The following is a 20,822-nucleotide window of genomic DNA, read 5'->3' as shown; positions in this document are numbered from 1 at the left end:
GGGCAATAGCCCTACCCCCTCGCCCTCAGATACGGCGTCATGCGCCATTCCGCGTAGCGGATCGCGCGCGAGGCGATGAAGTTCAGCAGCAGGTAGATGCTGCCGGCCAGGATGAAGATCTCGAACACGGCGAAGGTCTGGGCGATGATCTTGCGGGAAAGGCCGGTGATCTCCAGCAGCGTGATGGTGCTGGCGAGCGAGCTGGCCTTGACCATCAGGATCACCTCGTTGCCGTAGGCCGGCAGCATCTGGCGGATGGCGACCGGCAGCACGATGCGGCGGAACACCAGCGCCCGCGACATGCCGCAGGCGCGCGCCGCCTCGACCTGCCCCTGCGGGACGGACAGGATGGCGCCGCGCAGGATCTCGCTGGTGTAGGCGCCGGTGTTCAGCGACAGCGCCAGGATGGCGCACCAGAAGGGCTCCCGCAGGAAGGTCCACAGGACGCTGCTCCGCACCAGTTCGAACTGGCCGAGCCCGTAGTAGATCAGGAAGATCTGCACCAGCAGCGGCGTGCCGCGGAACACGAAGACGTAGCCGGCCATGACCCGCTCCGCCACGCGGTTGCCGGACAGGCGCAGCAGGGCGGCGGCGAAGGCCAGGACGATGCCGAACAGCAGCGCCAGCCCGACCAGTTCCAGGGTCACCGGGACGCCGCCCAGAATGGTCGGCAGGCTGTCCCACATCAGTTCCCAATTCACCGGTCAGACCCCCTATGCCGCATTTGGCCGCACGCCGCGGTTGGCGCGCCGCTCCGCCCGCTCGAACGCCGTGGTCGAGATGGTGGTGAGCAGCAGGTACAGCGCCGCCGCCGTGGTGTAGAACAGGAACGGCTGGCGCGTGGAGCCCGCCGCGACATGGGCCACGCGCATGATCTCGGCCAGCGCGGTGACGGAGATCAGCGCCGTGTCCTTCAGCGTCAGCTGCCAGACGTTGCCCAGCCCCGGCAAGGCGTAGCGCATGGTCTGCGGCACCAGGATGCGGCGCAGGATCAGCCAGCGGTTCATCCCGCAGGCGCGCGCCGCCTCGATCTGGCCGTGCGGGACCGCCTGCACGGCGCCGCGGATCACCTCCGTCGAATAGGCGCCGGAGATCAGACCGACCGACAGCACGCCGACCGTGAAGGCGTTCAGCTCGATGTAGCCGTCGTAGCCGAACAGGCGGCCCAGGGCCATCACCATGGTGCCGCCGCCGAAGAACAGCAGGTAGATGACCAGCAGTTCCGGCACGCCGCGCACGATGGTGGTGTAGACCTCGGCGACGGCGTTCAGGATCAGGTTGTGGCTGAGCTTCGCCGCCGCTCCCGCCGACCCGAAGATCAGGCCGAGCGCGAAGGACGTGACCGACACGGCGATGGTCATCGCCGTCCCCGCCAGGAGCTGGCCGCCCCACCCGTTCGGGCCGAAAGAGAGAAGTTCGAACATGGGCTCCGGAACTAGACCGCAATCTCTCCCCCTCTCCCGCCGGAGGCGGGAGAGGGGGAGATTGGCCTTACTTGATCGAGATGTCGTAGCCGAAGTGCTGGGTGCTCAGCTTGGTGATCGTGCCGTCCTTGTTGGCGTCGGCGATCGCCTTGTTGAACAGCTCCTTCAGGTCGGTGTCGCTCTTGCGCAGGCCGACACCCACGCCCTTGCCCAGCACGCCGCGCGAGAAGCCCGGGGCGAACAGCGTCATGTCCTTGCCGGCGTCCGACTTGATGATGGCGTCCACCGCCGAACGGTCGCCGAACATGGCGTCCACGCGGCCGGCGGCCAGGTCGATGCCGGCGTTGTCCAGCTTGTCGTAGGTGCGGACGGCAATCTTCGGCAGGTACTTCTCCATGAAGTTGGCCTGGATGGTGGAGGTCTGCACGCCCACCGTCTTGCCCTTCAGCGCGTCGGCCAGCTTGTCGATGGCGGCCTTGCCGGCCGGGTCATCCTTGGACAGGTCCACGCGGTCCACGTCGAACGTCACCTTGGCGAGCGGCGAGGACTTCATCACGCCGAACATCGACGGCTCCGACCCGTAGGGGCCGGCGAAGGTGATGACCTTCTCGCGCTCGTCGGTGATCGACATGGCGGCCATGATGGCGTCGTACTTGCCCTGCTGGAGCGCCGGGATCATGCCGTCCCAATCCTGCGCGACGATCTCGCAGTCGGTGGCGCCGATGCGCTTGCAGAGATCCTTGGCGAGGTCGACCTCGAAGCCGACCAGCTTGCCCGACGGATCCGTCGCGTTCCACGGGGCGTAGGCGCCCTCGGTCGCGATGCGGACCTTCTTCCACTCCTTGGCCTCGGCGATGCCGCCGGCGGCCGCCACGATGGCGCCCAGCGCCAGCGCCGCAACAATTTTGTTCACGTTCATGCCTCCTCTGTTCGGTTGCCCTGTTGGCCGGGCTATTCTCGAGCTTTGCGGTTTCACGATGCCCGTCAAGGGGCTCGTCAAGGGAATTGCGCGATCATGCGGAGTTGGACAGGTGGCGCGACAGGAACTGTCGCACGCGCTCCGATTCCGGATTGACCAGAACCCGGTCGGGCGGTCCCTGTTCCTCGATTCGGCCCTGGTGCAGGAACACCACCTCCGACGCGACCTCGCGGGCGAAGCCCATCTCGTGGGTCACCAGGATCATGGTGTTGCCCTCCTCCGCCAGCTGGCGGATGACCAGCAGCACCTCGCCCACCAGTTCGGGGTCGAGCGCGGAGGTCGGCTCGTCGAACAGCATGACCTTGGGCTGCATGGCCAGCGCGCGGGCGATGGCGGCGCGCTGCTGCTGCCCGCCGGAGAGCTGGACGGGGTAGGAATCGGCCTTGGCCAGGATGCCGACCTTGTCCAGCAGCATGCGGGCGCGGTCCACGGCCTCCGCCTTCGGCACGCCCAGCACATGGACCGGCGCCTCGATGACGTTCTCCAGGATCGTCATGTGGGTCCAGAGGTTGAAGTTCTGGAACACCATGCCGAGGCGGGTGCGCATGCGGTCGACCTGCCGGGCGTCGGCGGGAACGGTGCGCCCGCCGCGGCCCTTCTTCAGGCCGATGGCCTCGCCGCCGATGACGATGCGGCCCTCGTCCGGCACCTCCAGCATGTTGATGCAGCGCAGCAGCGTGCTCTTGCCGGAGCCGGATGAGCCGATCAGGGTGATGACGTCGCCTTCCCGCGCGGTCAGCGACACGCCCTTCAGCACCTCAAGGCTTCCGAAGCGCTTGTGGAGGTTTTCGACGACGACGGCTTCGGGGGCGCTGGGGTTGGTGGGCGGATGTCGGTGCATGCGGGGGTTGAATCGCGAAGTGGTGCGACCAATCGGGGTCTCAGCCGTTAAGCTAGACCGGCGTCGCGTCCCCCGCAACGCGGATTTTGCAACCCCCGAACGGGAAATGCCGCATCACCAAAGCAGCAGCACCAAAAGCTGCGGCGCCAGGATCCGCAGGCACATCGCCAGCGGGTAGACGGTGGCGTAGGCCAGCGCCGGCGCCTCCGACGTGACCAGCGCGTTGGCGTAGGCGAGGCCCGGCGGGTTGGTCTGCGCGCCGGCCAGCACGCCGCAGATGGTCAGGAAGTTCAGCTTCATCACGCCGCGCGCCACGATGCCGGTCAGCACCAGCGGGATCAGCGTGACCAGCACGCCCCAGGCCATCCAGGGCCAGCCGGCGCCGCTCGCCATCGTCTCCACGAAGCGGTCGCCGGACGCGATGCCCAGCACCGCCAGGAACAGAACGATGCCCAATTCCCGCAAGGCGAGGTTGGCGGCCGGCGGCATGAACCACACCAGCGGCCCGATGTGCCCGATGCGCGCCAGCACGATGGCGACGACCAGCGGCCCGCCGGCCAGCCCCAGCCGCAGCGGCGCCGGCATGCCCGGCAGGAACAGCGGGATGGAGCCCAGCGCCGCCCCCAGCGTCATGCCGACGAAGACCGGGATCATCTCCGCCGTCTGCAACCGCCGCTCCGAATTGCCGATGATGCGGGCGACGGTGCGCAGGTCGTCCGGCTTGCCGATCACGGTCAGGATGTCGCCGAACTGGAGGTGCAGGGCGGCGGTCGGCACCAGCTCCACGCCGGCGCGGGTCACGCGGCTGACCACCACGTCGCACACGCCCTTCAGGTTCAGCGCGGCGATGGACTTGCCCAGCGCCGCGTTGGCGGTGACCACGATGCGCTCCCACTTCAGGTCGCTGCCCTTGGTGGTCAGGCGCACGTCCGACTCCCGGCCCAGCAGCAGGCGCACCTGCTCCAGTTTCAGGCGCGGGCCGACGAGGTGCAGCACGTCGCCGACCTCCAGCCTCGTGTCGTCGCCCGGCACCTGGAGATGCCCGCCGCGCAGCAGGCGCGAGGCGCAGACGCCGAGGCTCGGCAGCATCGTCAGGTCGCCCATCCGCACGCCCTGAAGCGCCGGGTTGCTGATGGCGATGTCCATGGTTTCCAGCGCCGCGACCTCCGCCCGACGGGCGGCGTCGAAGGCCTGGGCCTCGGCCTGCGGGTCGATGCCGAAGACGATGCGCACGGCCGCCATGGCGAGCAGGTTGCCGGCGATGCCGAAGGGATACGTGACGGCGAAGGCGAGGCCCGGCAACGCCATGACGGCGGCGTCGGCCCCGACCTCCTTCAGCACCTGCTGCGAGGCGGCCAGCGCCGGGGCGTTGGTCACCCCGCCCGCGAAGACGCCCAGGCCGGAGCCCAGCGACAGCGCGTCGGTCAGGATCAGCGCGGCGGTGACCAGGATGCTGGACCCCACCATCAGCAGCGCCAGCCCGTTCAGCGCCAGCCCGCTCTTCTTCAGCGCGGCGAAGAAGCCGGGGCCGACCTGGATGCCGATGGTGTAGACGAACAGGATCAGGCCGAAGTCGCGGATGAAGTCCAGCATCTCCGCGTTGAAGGTCACGCCGGCCTGCTTGGCGAGGTGCCCGCCCGCGATGCCGGCGAACAGCACGCCGCCGATGCCCAGCCCCACGCCGCGCAGCTTGATGTGGCCGAGCGCCAGCCCCGCGGCGGAGGTGATGCCCAGCATGAAGACGACGCGCGCGATGGGCGGCATGCCCACGAAAACGCTGGAGAAAACGCTGGCGAAAAGGTCGGCGAGCATGGTCAAGGTCCGTTTCTCCTCGGGCGAGGGAAACGACCGTCCACGGCCCGCCGGACGTACCCGGCGGCCCGCTTCCTACCAGAGGAACAGGACGATCAACTGCGGCGCCAGGATACGCAGGAACATTACCATCGGGTAAACCGTGGCGTAGGCCAGCGCCGGCGCCTCCGACGTGCTCATGGCGTTGGCGAAGGCCAGCGCGGGCGGATCGGTCATGCTGCCAGCCAGCAAGCCGCAGATCGTCAGGTAATTCTCGCGCTCCACCGCGCGGGCGAAGATGCCGACGACGAGCAGTGGAATCAGTGTGACCAGCGCGCCGTAGGCGATCCACAGCAGCCCGTCGCCCTGCGTCAGCGTCTCCAGGAAGCGGTCGCCGGACAGCAGCCCGACCACCGCCAGGAACAGCACGATGCCGATCTCGCGCAAGGCGAGGTTGGCGGCGGGCGGCATGAACCAGACCAGCGGCCCGATGTGCCCGATGCGCGCCAGCACGATCGCCGCCACCAGCGGCCCGCCGGCCAGCCCCAGCTTCAGCGGCGTCGGCATGCCCGGCACGTAGAAGGGGATGGAGCCCAGGATCACGCCCAGAAGGATGCCGATGAAGACCGGCACGAACTCCACCTGCTGCAACCGGCGGGCGGAGTTGCCCATCAGCGCCGCCACCTTGTGCACGTCCGACGGCTTGCCGATGGCGGTCAGGATGTCGCCGAACTGGAGGTGCAGCGCCGGGGTCGGCACCAGCTCCACGCCGGCGCGGTTCACGCGGCTGACCACCACGTCGTAGGCGTCGGCGAGGTTCAGCTGCCCGATGGTCTTGCCCAGCACATGCTCGTTGGTGACGACCAGCCGTTCCCAGCGCATGTCGGTGCCCTTGGTGGTCAGCGTCACCTCCGCCTCCTGGCCGAGGTGGGTCTTCATCCGCTCCAGCTTGGCGCGCGGGCCGACCAGATGCACCACGTCGCCCGGATGCAGGCTGGTGTCCGGGTGCGGCACCTGAAGCCGCCCCTCGCGCAGCAGGCGGGACGCCATCACGCCCAGGTCGCCGAACAGCTGGATGTCGCGCAGCGGCGTGCCGAACACGGCCGGGTTGCGCACGGCGACGTCCAGCGTCTCCAGCGTTTCCATCTGTGCGCGGCGCTTGCGCTCGAAGGCGTCGGCCTCCGCCCCCACGTCGATGCGGAACAGCACGCGGACGGCCCCCATGGCGATCAGGATGCCGACGATGCCGAACGGGTAAGCCACGGCGTAGCCGAGGCTGGGCGTGTTCACCTCCGCCGCCGACGCACCGACCTCCCGCAGGATCTGCTGCGCGGCACCCAGCGACGGCGTGTTGGTCACCGCACCGGAGAAGATGCCCAGCACCGCCGGCAGCGGCACCCCGCCGATCTCGTGGATCGCCACCGCCACCAGGACGCCCATGCCGACCAGCGTCGCGGCCAGCAGGTTCAGCGTCAGCCCGGACTTCTTCAGCGCGGCGAAGAAGCCGGGGCCGACCTGCACGCCGATGGTGTAGACGAACAGGATCAGCCCGAACTCCCGCAGGAAATGCAGGACGTGGTGGTCGAAGGTCAGCCCCAGCACCTTCGCGATGTGCCCGCCCGCGATGCCGGCGAACAGCACCCCGCCGATGCCCAGCCCCACCCCGCGCACCTTCACCTGCCCCAGCGCCAGCCCGGCGGCGGCCACGGCGCTGAGGATCAGCATGATGCGGGCGATGTCGGGCAGTGCGTTGAACTGGTCGATCAGGAAGCTCATGGGGCGTATCCGGGCCGTTCATGATGCGCGCGTGCGTCGAACCCATGAATGCCTGGACAATCGCAAAAGAGCAATGGCGGGGGTATGGGGCGGGCGTCTGGGGCGATTGGGGCGGCCCATCAAAATTTCGCCACTTTCTCCGGTTAGACAGACGACAGCCGCAAGGCATGCTTTGAATGGAAAGGGACGAGACCCCCCGTCCCGAACCTCTGCGACTCACTGGGCGCCCGACCCCGCGGCGCCCCCAGCCAGGCCCCGGCTGGATCCGCGGCCATCGCAAGAACCCCCTTGCGATGGCCGTTTTCTTTTGGATCCGTTTCTTTTTGGCCCGTTTGTTTTTGGTGGGCGGCAACCCTGTGCTATAGCTCCGCAGCCCTTATCAACCGCCCGAGTCCCCCCGCCCCATGCCCGTCTTCGCCGGTTCCGAGCTGACCTGCCTTCGCGGCGACCGGCTGGTCTTCACCGGGCTGGACTTCCGGATCGCGCCGGGCGAGGCGCTGGTCCTGCTCGGCCCCAACGGCAGCGGCAAGTCCAGCCTGCTGCGCCTGATGGCCGGCCTGCTGAAGCCCCTGCGCGGCGAATTGTCCTGGGACGGCGTGCCGGTTCCCGAGGATCCGGACGGCCACCGCGCCAAAATCCACTATGTCGGCCATCTCGACGCCGTGAAGCCGGTGCTGAGCGCGGTGGAGAACCTGACCTTCTGGGCGACGCTGGGCGGAGTCGCCGACCCGCGCGCCAGCGCGCTCGCCGCCCTGAACCGGCTGGGCGTGCCGCACATCGCGAACGTGCCGGGCCGCTACCTGTCCGCCGGGCAGAAGCGCCGCCTGAACCTCGCCCGCATCATCGCCGCCCCCGCCACCCTGTGGCTGCTGGACGAGCCCACCGTGGCGCTCGACCGCGCGGCCATCGCCCTGTTCGAGGAGATGATCGCGGAGCACCGCGCTGGCGGCGGCATGGTCGCGGTCTCCACCCATGTGGACATCGCCATGCCCGGCGCCGGCGAACTGCACCTCGACGACTTCACCCCCGTCTTCCACGACGAGAACGAGGACGAAGTCGTCGAGCATGAGGAGGACGCGGCATGACCCGCTTCCTGCGCCTGATCGGGCGCGACCTGCGGCTGGCCCTGCGCCAGGGGTCGGACGCCACCATCGCCGTGATGTTCTTCGTCCTGTGCGTGGTCCTGTTCCCCTTCGGCGTGGGGCCGGAGCCGAACGTCCTCGCCCGCATCGCGGCCGGCGTGATCTGGGTGGCCGCCCTGCTCGCCTCGCTGCTGTCGCTGGAGCGGCTGTTCCAGAACGACTACGAGGACGGCTCCCTGGAGTTGCTGTCGCTGTCCACCCTGCCCATGGAGGCGGTGGTGCTGGCGAAGACGCTGGCCCACTGGCTGGTGACCGGCGTGCCGCTGATCGTCGCCGCCCCGCTGCTGGCCGTGCTGCTGAACATGAACGCGGAGGGGTTCGGGATCCTGGTGCTGACCCTTCTGGTCGGCACGCCGATCCTCAGCCTGATCGGCAGCATCGGCGCCGCCCTGACGCTGGGCGCCCGGCGCGGCGGCGTGCTGCTGTCGCTGCTGATCCTGCCGCTCTACATCCCCGTGCTGATCTTCGGCGCCGGCGCCATCGACGCCGCGCTGAACGGCCTGACCCCGCGCCCGCACCTGCTGCTGCTGGCCGGCCTGCTGGCGGGTGCGCTTCCGCTCGCTCCCTGGGCGAGTGCCGCGGCGCTGCGGCAGGCCGTGGAGTAGGGCCTTTTTGCCCCTCGCCCGCCTCCGGCTCTCAGCGAATGCCATGGCATTCGCCTGACGCCGTCAGCGCAAGCTTCGCTTGCGCGAGAGGCGGGAGAGGGAGGGACCCATGCGCAGCATGGGAGGGTGAGGGCAAGGTTTCCCCGAAAATCCCGGTGTAGTAGCGTAGGCAGGACTCTCGGGCCAACCTTGCCCTCACCCTCCCACGCCTTCGGCGCGGGCCCCTCCCTCTCCCACCGGGGACGGGCGAGGGGGCCTGCGTCAGCGCTTTAAGCACCATCGTAGCATGGAAATGTCGCCTCTCCTCGTCGTACCGTCAACGCGGAGCAGCAGAAGACCGGCGGAGTGCGGCGCCGCCTCGAAATCGCCACGCTGCACGGCCACTCTTCGTGACCAAGATCAAGGCAAAACCCCTCGCGCTGGGGCATGAGTGCGCTTATATCGTCCGGAGCACGACCAGAGGCCCATAGGTCCTATGCACCGTTTTGCAAACCCTGCCCGTTTCCAGCGCCTCTCTTCGGCGATTCTGCCGTGGAGCGCCGGGGCGACCGTGATCCTGCTGATCGTGGGGCTGTACGTCTCGCTGTTCAGCTCGCCGCCCGATTACCAGCAGGGCAACACGGTGCGGATCATGTACATCCACGTGCCCGCCGCGTGGATGAGCCTGTTCGTGTACGTCAACATGGCGATGGCCGCCGCCGCCGGGCTGGTGTGGAAGCACCCGCTGGCCGACCTGTTCGCCAAGGCCGCCGCCCCGGTGGGGGCCGGCTTCACCTTCATCTGCCTCGTCACCGGCTCGCTGTGGGGCGCGCCGATGTGGGGGACGTGGTGGGTGTGGGACGCGCGGCTGACCAGCGTGCTGATCCTGTTCTTCCTGTATCTGGGCTACATGGCCCTGGTGAACGCCTTCGACGACCCGCAGCGCGGCACGCGCGCCGGCAACGTGCTGCTTCTGGTCGGCGTGGTGAACGTGCCGATCATCAAGTTCTCGGTGGAGTGGTGGAACACGCTGCACCAGCCGTCCAGCGTGATCCGCATGGGCGGGCCGACCATCGACGGCTCCATGCTGGTGCCGCTGGTGGTCATGGCGCTGGGCTTCACCACCTATTTCATCACGGTGGTCCTGCTGCGCCTGCGGGCGGAGATCGTGCAGCGCAAGATCCAGACGATGCGCCTGACGGAAGCGCAGGGCTGAGGGCGAACGAACCATGGCTGATTTCTTCGCGATGGGCGGCTACGCCGCGTATGTCTGGCCGGCCTACGGGCTGGCGGCGCTGGTCATGGTGGGGCTTCTGGTCGCCACATGGAAGGCGCTGCGCTCGGCCGAGACGACGCTGAAGGCGCTGGAGGGCAGCCGCCCGGCGCGGCGCCGTGCCCGCCGTCCGGATGGATCAAAAGGGCAGCCTGCGGCCGGAGCCGCGGCGGAGGTTGGTGAAGGATGACCCGCAAGAAACGTCGCCTCTACATGCTGGGCCTCGCCCTGCTGGGCCTGGGTGCCGCCACCGCCCTGACGCTGACGGCGTTCGAGGACAACATCGTCTTCTTCTTCAGCCCGACCCAGCTGCAATCGCAGCATGTGGGCGACCGCAATTTCCGCCTGGGCGGTCTGGTCGAGCAGGGCAGCGTCAAGAAGCTGCCGGACGGCGTGACCACGCAGTTCGTCGTGACGGACACGGTCAACAGCGTCCCGGTCAGCTATCGCGGCCAGCTTCCCGACCTGTTCCGCGAGGGCCAGGGCGTGGTGGCCGAGGGCAGGATGGCCGGCGGCGTCTTCCAGGCCCGCGAGGTTCTGGCCAAGCACGACGAGAACTACATGCCGCCCGAGGTGGCGGACGCGCTGAAGCAGGCCGAGCATTTCAAGGCCACGGCCAAGACGCTGAAGCCCAGCTCATAGTCTTTCATAAGGGAGCAACGGGTCCGTGATCCCCGAACTCGGCCATTACGCGCTGGTGCTGGCGCTGTTCGTGGCGCTGGTGCAGTCCGGCGTTCCCCTGGCGGGCGCCGCCACCGGCAACGCCGCCTGGATGGGCGTGGCCCGTCCCGCCGCCATCGCGCAGATGCTGCTGGTGCTGGTGGCCTACGCGGCGCTGACCTGGGCGCATGTGGTGTCCGACTTCAGCGTGCTGAACGTCGTTCAGAACAGCCACTCGACCAAGCCGATGCTCTACAAGCTCTCGGGCGTGTGGGGGAACCACGAAGGCTCGATGATGCTGTGGATCGTCATGCTGACCGTGTTCGGCGCGGCGGTGGCGGTCTTCGGGCGCAACCTGCCGCCGTCGCTGAAGGCGCGCGTCATCGGCGTGCAGGGGCTGATCGGAATCGGCTTCCTGCTGTTCATCCTGACGACGTCCAACCCCTTCATCCGCGTGATGCCGGCGCCCATCGACGGCAACGACCTGAACCCGCTTCTCCAGGACCCCGGCCTCGCCTTCCACCCGCCCTTCCTCTACGCGGGCTATGTCGGCTTCTCCATCGCCTTCTCCTTCGCGGTCGCCGCCCTGATCGAGGGGCGCGTGGACCCGGCCTGGGCGCGCTGGGTGCGGCCCTGGACGCTGGCCGCCTGGGCCACCCTGACCGCCGGCATCGCGCTCGGCTCCTGGTGGGCCTATTACGAGCTGGGCTGGGGCGGCTGGTGGTACTGGGACCCGGTCGAGAACGCCTCCTTCATGCCCTGGCTGGCCGGCACGGCGCTGCTGCATTCCGCCATCGTGGTGGAGAAGCGCGACGCGCTGAAGACCTGGACCATCCTGCTGGCGATCATCACCTTCTCGCTGTCGCTGATGGGCACCTTCCTGGTGCGCTCCGGCATCCTGACGTCGGTGCACGCCTTCGCGGTGGACCCGGCGCGCGGCGTGTTCATCCTGGTGCTGCTGGGGGTCGCCACCGGCGGCTCGCTGCTGCTCTACAGCCTGCGCGCGCCGACGCTGAAGGCCGGCGGCCTGTTCGCGCCGATCAGCCGCGAGGGCTCGCTGGTGCTGAACAACCTGCTGCTGTCCACCGCGACGGCGACGGTCTTCATCGGCACGCTGTACCCGTTGTTCCTGGACGTGCTGAAGCTGGGCAAGGTCTCGGTCGGCGCGCCCTTCTTCAACGCCACCTTCGTGCCGGTCGCCATCCCCATGGTGATCGCCATGGTCGTCGGCCCCTTCCTGGCCTGGAAGCGCGGCGACCTGCCGGGCGCCCTGACCCGCCTGTGGTCGGCCGGCGTCGCCACGGTCGCCTGCGTCGCCGTCGCCGCCTACCTGAAGGCCGGCGGCGGGCCGCTGCTGGCGCTGGTGGGCGTGGCGCTGGCCGCCTGGGCCTTCTTCGGCTCGCTGGCCGAGTTCGCGGAGCGCATCCGCCTGTTCCGCATCCCGCTGCGGGACAGCTGGAACCGCGCCGTGAACCTGCCGCGCAGCGCCTGGGGCATGACCATCGCGCACGCCTTCCTCGGCATGTCCATCGCCGGCATGACCGCGACGTCCGCCTGGCAGTCGGAGTCGATCCAGGCCATGAAGCCGGGCGACACCGCCCATCTCGCCGGCTACGCCATCACCTTCGACCGCGTCGGCGAGGTGAAGGGCGAGAACTACCGCGCCGACCAGGGCGTCTTCACCGTCACCCGCGACGGCGCGCCCGTCGCCACCCTGACGCCGGAGCGCCGCAGCTACCCGGTCACCCGCATGACCACGACCGAGTCGTCCATCCACACAACCTGGGCGACCAACCTCTACGTGGCGCTGGGCGACCCGACGCAGAACGGCACGGCCTGGACGGTGCGCATCTACCATCACCCGCTGGTCACCTGGATCTGGTTCGGGGCGCTGGGGATGATGCTGGGCGGGCTGGTCAGCCTGTCCGACCGCCGCTTCCGCGTCGGCGCGCCGGAACGCCGCCGCAGCGCACAGCCCAAGCCTGCCATGCAGCCCGCCGAGTAAGGTCCAACCGATGCGCCGCCTGATCTTCCTGTTGCCGCTGCTGCTGTTCGTCGGCGTCGGCGTGGCCTTCTTCATGGGGTTCGAGCGCGACCCGCGCGACATCCCCTCCGCCCTGATCGACAAGCCGGTGCCGGAGTTCGCGCTCCCCGCGCTGGCCGGCCACAAGGAGGGCATCTCCTCCGCCATGCTGAAGGGCGACGTGACGCTGGTGAACGTCTTCGCCTCCTGGTGCATTCCCTGCAAGGCGGAACACCCGGTCATCACCCGCCTGTCGCGGGAGCTGGGCGTGACGGTGCGCGGCATCAACTACAAGGACAAGGCGGAGGACGCCGCCGCCTGGCTCCAGCGCAACGGCGACCCCTACGCCAGCATCGGCGCCGACCTGGACGGCCGCGTGTCCATCGACTGGGGCGTCTACGGCGTGCCGGAGACTTATCTGGTCGACCGCCAGGGCCGCATCCGCTTCAAGCAGGTCGGCCCCCTGACCCCGCAGGTGGTGGAGGAGCAGATCCTCCCCATGATCAAGCATCTGAGGGCCGCCTCGTGAAAGCCCCCCACGTGAAAGCCCCCCACGTGAAAGCCCCACGCGTGAAAGCCCCGCGCGCGAAAGCCGTCCTCCTCGCCGCCCTCCTGGCGCTGACGCCCATCGCTGCGCCCACCCTCGCCTGGGCCGTCCAACCCGACGAGATCCTGCCCGACCCGGCGTTGGAGGGCCGCGCGCGCGAGATCAGCAAGGATCTGCGCTGCCTCGTCTGCCAGAACCAGTCCATCGACGATTCGAACGCCCCGCTCGCCCGCGACCTGCGCCTGCTGGTGCGCGAGCGGCTGAAGGTCGGCGACAGCGACGAGCAGGTGGTCCATTTCGTCACCGACCGATACGGCGACTATGTGCTGCTGCGCCCACCCTTCAAGGCGACGACGCTGTTCCTGTGGGTCGGCCCCTTCGTGATCCTGGCCATCGGCGCGCTGGGCACGGCGCTGTACCTGCGCGGGCGCAAGGGCGCCGCCGTCGCCGCCGGAGGCGACACCGCCCCCCTGACCGAGGACGAGCGCCGGCGCCTGGACGCCTTGCTCAGCACCACTAAGATGGGCAAGGAAGACGCCTGATGCTGTTCTGGATCGTCGCCGCCGTGATGACGGCGGGCGTGGTGATGCTGATCGTACCGCCGCTGCTGAAGTCGCCGCGCGGCACCGCCGATGGCCGCTCCGCCTTCGACCTGGAGGTCTACCGCGACCAGCTGACGGAGCTGGAGCGCGATCAGGCGCGCGGCCTCATCAGCGAAGCGCAGGCCGCCGCCGCACGGGCGGAGATCGGCCGCCGCATGCTCGCCATCGCCGACGGGAAGGGCGACGAGGCGGCGCAGACGGGCACCGCCACCCCGCGCAGCGCGAAGATCCTCGCGGCTCTGCTGCTGCTCGTCATTCCGCTGGGCGCGCTGGCCGTCTACGGCAAGCTCGGCCGTCCGGAGCTGCCGGCCCAGCCGCTCGCCTCGCGCAACCTGGATCAGGAGCGCGGCGGCCCGCCCAAGAACGTGCTGGCGGCGATGGACAAGCTGAAGGCCCAGCTCGCCCAGAACCCCGGCGACCCGCAGGGCTGGTCGATCCTCGGTCAGGCCTACGCCAAGATGGGCCGCTATCCGGAGGCCGTGGACGCCCTGCGCAAGGCCGCCGAGCTGTCCAAGGGCGACCCGGAGATGCTGGGCACCTATGGCGAGGTGCTGATCAGCGCCAACGGCGGCACCGTGCCGGAGGAGGCGCGCGACGCCTTCGACGCGATCCTCACCCAGAACCCGAAGGAGCCACGCGCCCGCTTCTACGCCGCGCTGGCCCGCTTCCAGGCCGGCGATGCCAAGGACGCCCTGGAGCGCTGGCGCGCCCTGATGGCCGAGTCGCCCGCCGACGCCGCGTGGGTGCCGGTGGTTCAGGGGCAGATCCAGCAGGCCGCCAAGACGCTGGGCCTCGACCCCGCCGCCGTGACGCCGAAGCCGCTGCCGCCGGAACAGCCGCCGGCCGCGCAGGAGAACGGGCCGGGCGATGCCCCGCAGGACCGCGAGCAGATGATCCGCGGCATGGTGGCGAACCTCGCCGCCAAGCTGGAGGCCAACCCCGGCGACGTGGACGGCTGGCTGAAGCTCGCCCGCTCCTACTCCGTGCTCGGCGAAGGGGCGAAGGCCACGGAGGCCGCGCGCAAGGCCAAGGAGCAGGCGCCCAACCGCCCCGACGCGCTGGTCGCCTACGCCACCGCCCTGCTGTCGGCGGAGCCGAAGGCCGACAAGCCCGCCGCCATGCCCGCCGAGGCCGTGTCCGCCCTGCGCCAAGCCCTCAAGGTCGAACCGACCAACCGCGACGCGCTGTGGCTGCTCGGCCTCAACGCCGCCGACATCGGCCAGACCGCCGAGGCGTCGGATCTGTGGAACCGCCTGCTGGCCCAGTTCCAGCCCAGCGACCCGGAATACGCGCTGATCCGCGCCCGCATCGACTCGCTGAAGGCCGGCGGCTGAGCCTCGCCCGCAAAAGGTCACACCCCCGCCCCCCCTGACGCGGTGCGGCGGGGGGACCACCTGAAGGGGGCGCGCGGGATAGGCGATTCGTACGCAGCCAAAAAAATTGAATCGCCCGCCTTTGGCCCCACGCTAGAATGGCGTTTCCCCTTCATCCGGGTTCCCTGGCCCAATGCCCCAAAACGCCGCCTCGACCGCTGCCGCGAACGCCGCGTCGGCCAACTCGGCCATTCGCCGGCCTCGCCTGGAAGCGGCGATCGGCTGGCTGGCGGCGGCCGGGCTGGTGTTCCTGCTGTCGGCCGTCGTCGTCCTCGCCGTCGAATCGCGCCAGCGCGCGATCGGCGAGGCCATGCAGCGCGCCGAATCGGCCGCGCAGATCCTGTCCGAACACGCCGCCCGCCTGTTCGACGCGACCGACCTGCTGGTGGAGCACGCCGCGGAGCAGACCCAGGACCTGACCTGGGACGAGGTGGAAGGCTCGCGCCGGATTTGGGAGAGCCTGCACGGCGAGGTCGCGCGCCTGCCCTTCCTGGATGGCGTGTGGCTGAACGACGGCTCCGGCCGGCTGCGGATGAGCACGGTCGGCTTCCCGCCTCCCGCGTCGAACGCCGGCGACCGCGACTTCTTCCGCGCCCACCTGTCGGGTCCGGAGCGCCCCTACATCAGCGGCGTGTTCGTCGGCCGCGTCACGGGCAAGCCGACCTTCCTCGTCAGCCGACGCCTGAGCGCCCCGGACGGCAGCTTCCGCGGAATCGCGTCGGTCACCGTGGACCCGTCCTACTTCGAAAGCTTCTATCGGCGGCTGGACCTGCCCTACGACCCCGTCATCCTGCTGTTCCGGGCCGAGGACTACAGCGTCCTGGTCCGCCACCCGGAGCCGAACCCCCTGGCCCCGGCGCCTGTGCCGGACTTCGGGCGGCGCGCGGTCGAGGCCAACCCCATCAGCGGCGTGACGGTGGGCGAGCGCGCCATCTTCGCCCATCGGCGCGTGGAGAACTGGCCGATCCACGTCGCCGTCCGCACGAACCTGGACCCGGTGCTGGCCGCGTGGCGTTCGGGCCTCGCCGCCTATGCCGGGCTGGCGGCCGCCGCGGCGACCGCCCTGCTGGCCCTGTCCGCCTTCGGCTTCCGGCAGGCCAAGGCCGCCCGGCTGGTCCGCGAACGGCTGGAAGCGCGGGTGCGGGAGCGCACCGCCTCCCTGGAATCGGCGCTCGCCCAGCGCGACGAGGTGCTGGCCCAGAAGGACCTGCTGATGCGGGAGGTCAACCACCGCATCAAGAACAGCCTGCAGGTGGTCTCCAGCCTGCTGGCCCTGCAAGGCCAGGGCGCCCAAACCCCCGAGGCGCGCGCCAGCCTGAACGAGGCGGGGCGCCGTGTCCGCGCGGTCAGCGACATCCACCAGCTTCTCTACAAGGTGGACGACGTCCGCCTCGTGCCCTTCCACGACTATCTGACCGCTCTCTGCCGCGACGTGGAGCGCTCCGCCCTGGCGGACAGCGGCGACTGGCGGCTGAAGCTGGCGGTGGAGCCCGTGCAGGTGCCGACGGACCAAGCCGTTCCGCTGGGCCTGATCGCCAACGAGCTGCTGATGAACGCCGTGAAGCACGCCTATCCGGACGGCGGCCCCAAGCCCATCACCGTGGGGCTGAGCCCAACCGACGGCGGCGTGCGCCTGACCATCGCGGACGAGGGCGCCGGCCTGCCGGAGGGATTCGACTGGCGGCGCAGCGGCAGCCTGGGCATGCGTCTGGTCCACGCGTTGAGCAGCCAGCTCGGCACCACCCTGTCCGTCGAGCGGCTGCACCCCGGCACCCGCTTCACGGTCGATGTGTCTTTGGCCCCCGTTGCCTGATTGGGCCGCCTGATCAGATTTCCGTTCCAACGGTGGCCTTGCGCCGCTCCGCCTCCAGCGTCGCGCGGGCGCGTTCGCGGTGTTCGGGCTTCATGTTGTTGCTGACGGCCCGGACGGCGGCGGCCAGCACCGCCGCGTCGTCCACGAACCCGATGCCGACCAGCCAATCCGGTATGGCGTCCGCCGGCAGCACGAAATAGGCCAGCGCGGCCATCAGCATCGCCTTGGCCTTGAACGGAGTCCGCGGATCGGTCGCGCAGTAGAAGGCGGCCAGCGCCTCTTCCAGGAACGGCACGCGGTGGAGGTTGGCCCTCAGCGTGTCCCAGAAGCGGCGGCGCACGTAGCGCTCGTCCCGTTCGGCGCGGAGCCGGTCGATCACGGCCGGCAGCATCGAACTGGTCTTGCCCCCATCGGTCGCAGTCTGCATGGAATCCCCCCGCCCGACCGCTGCCCCCCGTTCCGGTTGCGGAAGCGGTCTGTTACACAGGTGTGCCCTTGAACAGATTTACTGGGCCTAAACAGCGCAGCGGCGCCAACGCTCCCGAACGGGACGCCGAAAATGGAGGAGGAACACGCCATGACCATGAAGAAGGGCTACAAGGACCTGCTGGCGGAGGCCAACAGCCGCATCCAGACCATCACGCCCAAGGAGGCGCTGGCCCTGCACGGCGATCCCGACGTGGTGTTCGTGGACATCCGCGACCCACGCGAACTGACCCGCGACGGGATGATTCCCGGCGCCTTCCCGGCCACGCGCGGCATGCTGGAGTTCTGGGTCGACCCGGAGAGCCCCTACCACAAGCCGATCTTCGCGTCGGGCAAGCGCTTCGTCTTCTACTGCGCCAGCGGCTGGCGGTCGGCGCTCGCCACCGACACGGTGCAGAGCATGGGTCTGGAGAACGTCTGCCACCTGGAGGGCGGCTTCAAGGCCTGGAAGGACGCCGGCCTGCCGGTTGCTACCGTGGAAAAGAAGGAGGGCTGACCGCCATGGAACCCCATCCTATGGAACAGCGCATCAGCCTGATCACGTTGGGCGTCGCCGACCTCGCCCGCAGCCGCCGCTTCTATGAGGACGGGATGGGTTGGACACCCTCCCCCGCCAGCCAGGAGGCGATCGTCTTCTTCCAGCTCGGCGGGATCGGGCTGGCGCTCTACGGCCGGGAGGCCCTGGCCGAGGACGCTCATCTGGCCGAGTCCGGCCCGACCTCCGGCTTCGGCGGCATCACGCTGGCCCACAACGTCCGCAGCCGGGAGGAGGTCGCCGCCGTGCTCGCCCGGGCCGAACGGGCCGGCGGACGCATCCTGAAGCCGGCACAGGACGTCTTCTGGGGTGGCCACAGCGGCTATTTCGCCGACCCCGACGGCCACCCGTGGGAAGTCTGCTGGAACCCGCACTTCCCCCTGGCGGAGGACGGGAGTTTGCAACTGCCGGGGTGAGCACCGCCCCTTGCTTTCTTATGAAAGAATTCTACTATGAATTTTCATAGGAAAGCCGAGGAGCATTCCATGCAGCCCAACGCGACGGTCGCCTCGGCGGAGGCGCAGGTGGTCAGCAAGGCGGTTCTCCGCGCGGCGGAGCAGCTTGGTGTGGCGAACAGTGTGCTCGCCCGGACCATCGGCGTGTCGGAGGCGACGGTTTCGCGCATGCGCAACCAAGGGCTTGTCCTGGCACCGGCCGACAAGGCCTTTGAGCTGGCCGTCCTGTTCGTCCGGCTTTACCGGTCGCTGGACGCCGTGACCGGCGGCGATTCGACTGTCGCGCGGGCGTGGCTCGCCAACATGAACACCGCCCTGGACGGTCGCCCCATCGACCGCATTCAGACGATCACTGGGCTGACGCATGTCATCGGCTATCTGGACTCCCGCCGCGCTCTCGTCTGAGGCCCGACCGCTGGCCGGAACGGGCTGGCGGCTGGTCGAGGCCCAGCACAAGGTGTCCACGCTCAAGCTGGTCGACACGCTGGAGGAGCAGGACATTCTGGAGCGGCTGATCGAGCGGACCAAGCCGCCGGTGCCCGAGGACTGCCGGGGCCTGCATTACCTGCTGGCGACCCCGTTCCGCTACGACGCGCCCTACCCCGCCGGGTCGCGGTTCCGGCGCGCGGGGATGACGCCGGGGGTCTTCTACGCCGCGGAGGCCGTGGGCACGGCAGTGGCCGAACTGACCTTCTACCGGCTGCTGTTCTACGCCGAATCGCCGCAAACGCCCTGGCCGGCCAATCCGGCGGAATACACGGCGTTCGGCGTTCCCTACGGCACCGACTTTGGGCTCGACCTCACGGCCCCGTCCCTCGATACCGATGCGGCGGACTGGTCCCACTCCACGGAGTACGGCCCCTGCCAAATGCTGGCCGACGTCGCCCGCAAGGCGGGGATCCTGGCGATCCGCTACGCGTCCGTACGCGATCCGGAACGGGGGGCCGCCTTGGCCCTGTTGAGCTGCACCGCGTTTCGGGCCAAGGCGCCGGAGCTGTTCCAGACTTGGCGGATTTATCTGCGCGCCACCGGTGCCCAAGCCCTGTGCGAGTTTCCGGGCAGGCGAATCGAGTTCGACCGTTCGGCCTTCGCTGCCGACCCGCGCATCGCCGGCATGCGCTGGAACCGGTAGCCTGAAACGAAACGAGGGGGCCTCTCGGCCCCCTCGCGTCACGCACATGCGTCAACTCGACCCGACTTGTGTCAAGTCTTCTTGACGTCGGCCTTACTTGACGTTCTGGCGCGCCATAGCGCCCAGGCGCAGGCGGAGCGCGTTCAGCTTGATGAAGCCTTCCGCGTCCTTCTGGTTGTAGACGCTGTCTTCCTCGAACGTCACATAGTCCATGCGGTAGAGCGAGTTCGGCGACTTGCGGCCCACCACCGTGACGTTGCCCTTGAACAGCTTCAGACGGACGGTGCCGTTGACCGTCTCCTGCGTCTGGTCGATCAGGGCCTGGAGCGCCAGACGCTCCGGGCTGAACCAGTAGCCGCAGTAGATCAGCTCCGCGTAGCGCGGCATCAGCTCATCCTTCAGGTGGCCGGCGCCGCGGTCGAGCGTGATGCTCTCCATCGCGCGGTGCGCGGCCAGCAGGATGGTGCCGCCCGGCGTCTCGTACACGCCGCGCGACTTCATGCCGACGTAGCGGTTCTCGACGAGGTCGAGGCGGCCGATGCCGTTCTCGCCGCCCAGGCGGTTCAGCTCGGTCAGCAGGGCCGCCGGCGACAGGGCCTTGCCGTCGATGGCGACCGCGTCGCCACGCTTGAACTCGATCTCGACGTAGGTCGGGGTGTCCGGCGCCTTTTCCGGAGCGACCGAGCGGGTGAACATGTCCTCGAACGGCTCGACCCACGGATCCTCCAGCGCCTTGCCCTCGTAGGAGATGTGCAGGAGGTTGGCGTCGGTGGAGTACGGCGCCTCACCGCGCTTGTCCTTGGCGATCGGGATCTGGTTCTTCTCGGCGTAGTCGATCAGCCGGGTGCGGCTGTTCAGGTCCCATTCGCGCCAGGGGGCGATGATCTTGATGTCCGGGCGCAGGGCGTAATAGCCCAGCTCGAACCGCACCTGATCGTTGCCCTTGCCGGTGGCGCCGTGGGCGACCGCGTCGGCGCCGACCTGGTTGGCGATCTCGATCTGGCGCTTGGCGATCAGCGGCCGCGCGATCGAGGTGCCGAGCAGGTAGGTGCCCTCATAGAGGGTGTTGGCGCGGAACATCGGGAACACGAAGTCGCGCACGAACTCCTCGCGGAGGTCGTCGATGAAGATGTTCTCCGGCTTGATGCCCAGGAGTTCCGCCTTCTTGCGCGCGGGCTCCAGCTCCTCGCCCTGGCCGAGGTCGGCGGTGAAGGTCACCACCTCGCATTGATAGGTCTCCTGCAGCCACTTCAGGATGACCGAGGTGTCGAGGCCGCCCGAATAGGCGAGCACCACTTTCTTGATCTGTTTGCCGGACGCACCGCTCATGGGAGTACTCACGCGGATGGAGAGAAAAGTCGGTGCCGGACAGTAGCCCTACGCCCG

General features: G+C 69.2%; 22 protein-coding genes. 14 read left to right on the top strand and 8 right to left on the bottom strand.

The genetic code is table 11. The features are described 5' to 3' along the window. Nucleotides 1-11: 11 nt before the first annotated feature. The 6 genes from ACSVC7_RS07925 to ACSVC7_RS07900 all read right to left on the bottom strand — a co-directional run bounded on the left by ACSVC7_RS07925 (nt 12) and on the right by ACSVC7_RS07900 (nt 6,811). Nucleotides 12-701, bottom strand: coding sequence for an ABC transporter permease (locus ACSVC7_RS07925; RefSeq protein ID WP_448203596.1), 690 nt, complete (start codon nt 699-701; stop codon nt 12-14). A gap of 12 nt (nt 702-713) precedes the next feature. Continuing rightward, entirely contained in the window at nt 714-1,424 is a 711-nt protein-coding gene (locus ACSVC7_RS07920; protein WP_448203597.1) for an ABC transporter permease, read from the bottom strand. Nucleotides 1,425-1,491: 67 nt separating this feature from the next. Further along, the gene (locus ACSVC7_RS07915) at nt 1,492-2,343 is read right to left on the bottom strand and encodes a lysine/arginine/ornithine ABC transporter substrate-binding protein (RefSeq protein ID WP_448203598.1); all 852 of its coding nucleotides are present in this window, start codon (nt 2,341-2,343) and stop codon (nt 1,492-1,494) included. 94 nt (nt 2,344-2,437) lie between these two features. Further along, on the bottom strand, nt 2,438-3,244 hold the full coding sequence (locus ACSVC7_RS07910) for an ABC transporter ATP-binding protein (protein ID WP_448203599.1): 807 nt from the start codon (nt 3,242-3,244) through the stop codon (nt 2,438-2,440). Between the two features lie 114 nt (nt 3,245-3,358). After that, a complete protein-coding gene (locus ACSVC7_RS07905) occupies nt 3,359-5,056 on the bottom strand; it encodes a putative transporter (protein WP_448203747.1) in 1,698 nt (565 codons plus the stop codon). Between the two features lie 75 nt (nt 5,057-5,131). Next, complete coding sequence (locus ACSVC7_RS07900; RefSeq protein ID WP_448203600.1) at nt 5,132-6,811, bottom strand: putative transporter; 1,680 nt, start codon at nt 6,809-6,811, stop codon at nt 5,132-5,134. Between the two features lie 404 nt (nt 6,812-7,215). Between ACSVC7_RS07900 and ccmA the strand changes: the two genes are divergently transcribed. The 10 genes from ccmA (at nt 7,216) to ACSVC7_RS07850 (ending at nt 16,828) form a co-directional block, all read left to right on the top strand. After that, entirely contained in the window at nt 7,216-7,896 is a 681-nt protein-coding gene (ccmA, locus tag ACSVC7_RS07895; protein ID WP_448203601.1) for a heme ABC exporter ATP-binding protein CcmA, read from the top strand. After that, the gene (gene ccmB / locus ACSVC7_RS07890) at nt 7,893-8,558 is read left to right on the top strand and encodes a heme exporter protein CcmB (RefSeq protein ID WP_448203602.1); all 666 of its coding nucleotides are present in this window, start codon (nt 7,893-7,895) and stop codon (nt 8,556-8,558) included. The genes ccmA and ccmB overlap by 4 nt, the downstream gene beginning before the upstream one ends. A gap of 475 nt (nt 8,559-9,033) precedes the next feature. Then, entirely contained in the window at nt 9,034-9,753 is a 720-nt protein-coding gene (locus tag ACSVC7_RS07885; RefSeq protein ID WP_448203603.1) for a heme ABC transporter permease, read from the top strand. Between the two features lie 13 nt (nt 9,754-9,766). After that, nucleotides 9,767-10,000: a heme exporter protein CcmD gene (gene ccmD / locus ACSVC7_RS07880; RefSeq protein WP_448203604.1), complete on the top strand. Its 234-nt coding sequence runs from the start codon at nt 9,767-9,769 to the stop codon at nt 9,998-10,000. Next, the gene (ccmE, locus tag ACSVC7_RS07875; protein WP_448203605.1) at nt 9,997-10,452 is read left to right on the top strand and encodes a cytochrome c maturation protein CcmE; all 456 of its coding nucleotides are present in this window, start codon (nt 9,997-9,999) and stop codon (nt 10,450-10,452) included. Before ccmD ends, ccmE begins: the two co-directional genes overlap by 4 nt. 25 nt (nt 10,453-10,477) lie before the next feature. Next, nucleotides 10,478-12,475, top strand: coding sequence for a heme lyase CcmF/NrfE family subunit (locus ACSVC7_RS07870; protein ID WP_448203606.1), 1,998 nt, complete (start codon nt 10,478-10,480; stop codon nt 12,473-12,475). Between the two features lie 10 nt (nt 12,476-12,485). Next, entirely contained in the window at nt 12,486-13,022 is a 537-nt protein-coding gene (locus ACSVC7_RS07865) for a DsbE family thiol:disulfide interchange protein (RefSeq protein WP_448203607.1), read from the top strand. Nucleotides 13,023-13,063: 41 nt separating this feature from the next. Continuing rightward, nucleotides 13,064-13,582, top strand: a complete 519-nt coding sequence (locus ACSVC7_RS07860) for a cytochrome c-type biogenesis protein (RefSeq protein ID WP_448203608.1) — start codon at nt 13,064-13,066, stop codon at nt 13,580-13,582. Further along, the gene (ccmI, locus tag ACSVC7_RS07855; protein ID WP_448203609.1) at nt 13,582-14,976 is read left to right on the top strand and encodes a c-type cytochrome biogenesis protein CcmI; all 1,395 of its coding nucleotides are present in this window, start codon (nt 13,582-13,584) and stop codon (nt 14,974-14,976) included. The genes ACSVC7_RS07860 and ccmI overlap by 1 nt, the downstream gene beginning before the upstream one ends. A 172-nt stretch (nt 14,977-15,148) precedes the next feature. Continuing rightward, the gene (locus ACSVC7_RS07850) at nt 15,149-16,828 is read left to right on the top strand and encodes a sensor histidine kinase (RefSeq protein ID WP_448203610.1); all 1,680 of its coding nucleotides are present in this window, start codon (nt 15,149-15,151) and stop codon (nt 16,826-16,828) included. Between the two features lie 13 nt (nt 16,829-16,841). On the opposite strand, the gene ACSVC7_RS07845 is transcribed toward ACSVC7_RS07850, so the two are convergent. Beyond that, complete coding sequence (locus tag ACSVC7_RS07845; RefSeq protein ID WP_448203611.1) at nt 16,842-17,255, bottom strand: YkvA family protein; 414 nt, start codon at nt 17,253-17,255, stop codon at nt 16,842-16,844. 150 nt (nt 17,256-17,405) lie between these two features. Between ACSVC7_RS07845 and ACSVC7_RS07840 the strand changes: the two genes are divergently transcribed. The 4 genes from ACSVC7_RS07840 (at nt 17,406) to ACSVC7_RS07825 (ending at nt 19,436) form a co-directional block, all read left to right on the top strand. Further along, nucleotides 17,406-17,810 carry a rhodanese-like domain-containing protein gene (locus ACSVC7_RS07840; protein ID WP_448203612.1) on the top strand — a complete coding sequence of 135 codons (405 nt, stop codon included), beginning with the start codon at nt 17,406-17,408 and terminating at the stop codon, nt 17,808-17,810. Between the two features lie 5 nt (nt 17,811-17,815). Continuing rightward, nucleotides 17,816-18,265, top strand: coding sequence for a VOC family protein (locus ACSVC7_RS07835; protein ID WP_448203613.1), 450 nt, complete (start codon nt 17,816-17,818; stop codon nt 18,263-18,265). 69 nt (nt 18,266-18,334) lie between these two features. After that, nucleotides 18,335-18,709 (top strand): antitoxin Xre/MbcA/ParS toxin-binding domain-containing protein, encoded by a 375-nt coding sequence (locus ACSVC7_RS07830; RefSeq protein WP_448203614.1) that lies wholly within the window; start codon nt 18,335-18,337, stop codon nt 18,707-18,709. Then, nucleotides 18,669-19,436: an RES family NAD+ phosphorylase gene (locus tag ACSVC7_RS07825; protein WP_448203615.1), complete on the top strand. Its 768-nt coding sequence runs from the start codon at nt 18,669-18,671 to the stop codon at nt 19,434-19,436. Before ACSVC7_RS07830 ends, ACSVC7_RS07825 begins: the two co-directional genes overlap by 41 nt. Before the next feature lie 93 nt (nt 19,437-19,529). Here ACSVC7_RS07825 and ACSVC7_RS07820 read toward each other — a convergent pair whose 3' ends face one another. Further along, nucleotides 19,530-20,765 (bottom strand): argininosuccinate synthase, encoded by a 1,236-nt coding sequence (locus ACSVC7_RS07820; protein ID WP_448203616.1) that lies wholly within the window; start codon nt 20,763-20,765, stop codon nt 19,530-19,532. Between the last annotated feature and the right edge of the window lie 57 nt (nt 20,766-20,822).

The sequence above is a fragment of the Azospirillum mesophilum genome (assembly GCF_053470405.2).
This window is presented reverse-complemented; position numbering and strand designations above follow the sequence as displayed.

What these genes read in the sequence shown, in the direction of transcription:
- ACSVC7_RS07905 (WP_448203747.1), bottom strand. Translation starts at nt 5,056, where the DNA reads ATGCTCGCCGACCTTTTCGCCAGCGTTTTCTCCAGCGTTTTCGTGGGC.
- ccmI (WP_448203609.1), top strand. Translation starts at nt 13,582, where the DNA reads ATGCTGTTCTGGATCGTCGCCGCCGTGATGACGGCGGGCGTGGTGATG.
- ACSVC7_RS07885 (WP_448203603.1), top strand. Translation starts at nt 9,034, where the DNA reads ATGCACCGTTTTGCAAACCCTGCCCGTTTCCAGCGCCTCTCTTCGGCG.
- ccmA (WP_448203601.1), top strand. Translation starts at nt 7,216, where the DNA reads ATGCCCGTCTTCGCCGGTTCCGAGCTGACCTGCCTTCGCGGCGACCGG.
- ACSVC7_RS07900 (WP_448203600.1), bottom strand. Translation starts at nt 6,811, where the DNA reads ATGAGCTTCCTGATCGACCAGTTCAACGCACTGCCCGACATCGCCCGC.
- ACSVC7_RS07920 (WP_448203597.1), bottom strand. Translation starts at nt 1,424, where the DNA reads ATGTTCGAACTTCTCTCTTTCGGCCCGAACGGGTGGGGCGGCCAGCTC.
- ccmE (WP_448203605.1), top strand. Translation starts at nt 9,997, where the DNA reads ATGACCCGCAAGAAACGTCGCCTCTACATGCTGGGCCTCGCCCTGCTG.
- ACSVC7_RS07835 (WP_448203613.1), top strand. Translation starts at nt 17,816, where the DNA reads ATGGAACCCCATCCTATGGAACAGCGCATCAGCCTGATCACGTTGGGC.
- ACSVC7_RS07845 (WP_448203611.1), bottom strand. Translation starts at nt 17,255, where the DNA reads ATGCAGACTGCGACCGATGGGGGCAAGACCAGTTCGATGCTGCCGGCC.
- ACSVC7_RS07820 (WP_448203616.1), bottom strand. Translation starts at nt 20,765, where the DNA reads ATGAGCGGTGCGTCCGGCAAACAGATCAAGAAAGTGGTGCTCGCCTAT.
- ccmB (WP_448203602.1), top strand. Translation starts at nt 7,893, where the DNA reads ATGACCCGCTTCCTGCGCCTGATCGGGCGCGACCTGCGGCTGGCCCTG.
- ACSVC7_RS07850 (WP_448203610.1), top strand. Translation starts at nt 15,149, where the DNA reads ATGCCCCAAAACGCCGCCTCGACCGCTGCCGCGAACGCCGCGTCGGCC.
- ACSVC7_RS07825 (WP_448203615.1), top strand. Translation starts at nt 18,669, where the DNA reads ATGTCATCGGCTATCTGGACTCCCGCCGCGCTCTCGTCTGAGGCCCGA.
- ACSVC7_RS07840 (WP_448203612.1), top strand. Translation starts at nt 17,406, where the DNA reads ATGACCATGAAGAAGGGCTACAAGGACCTGCTGGCGGAGGCCAACAGC.
- ACSVC7_RS07865 (WP_448203607.1), top strand. Translation starts at nt 12,486, where the DNA reads ATGCGCCGCCTGATCTTCCTGTTGCCGCTGCTGCTGTTCGTCGGCGTC.
- ccmD (WP_448203604.1), top strand. Translation starts at nt 9,767, where the DNA reads ATGGCTGATTTCTTCGCGATGGGCGGCTACGCCGCGTATGTCTGGCCG.
- ACSVC7_RS07830 (WP_448203614.1), top strand. Translation starts at nt 18,335, where the DNA reads ATGCAGCCCAACGCGACGGTCGCCTCGGCGGAGGCGCAGGTGGTCAGC.
- ACSVC7_RS07915 (WP_448203598.1), bottom strand. Translation starts at nt 2,343, where the DNA reads ATGAACGTGAACAAAATTGTTGCGGCGCTGGCGCTGGGCGCCATCGTG.
- ACSVC7_RS07910 (WP_448203599.1), bottom strand. Translation starts at nt 3,244, where the DNA reads ATGCACCGACATCCGCCCACCAACCCCAGCGCCCCCGAAGCCGTCGTC.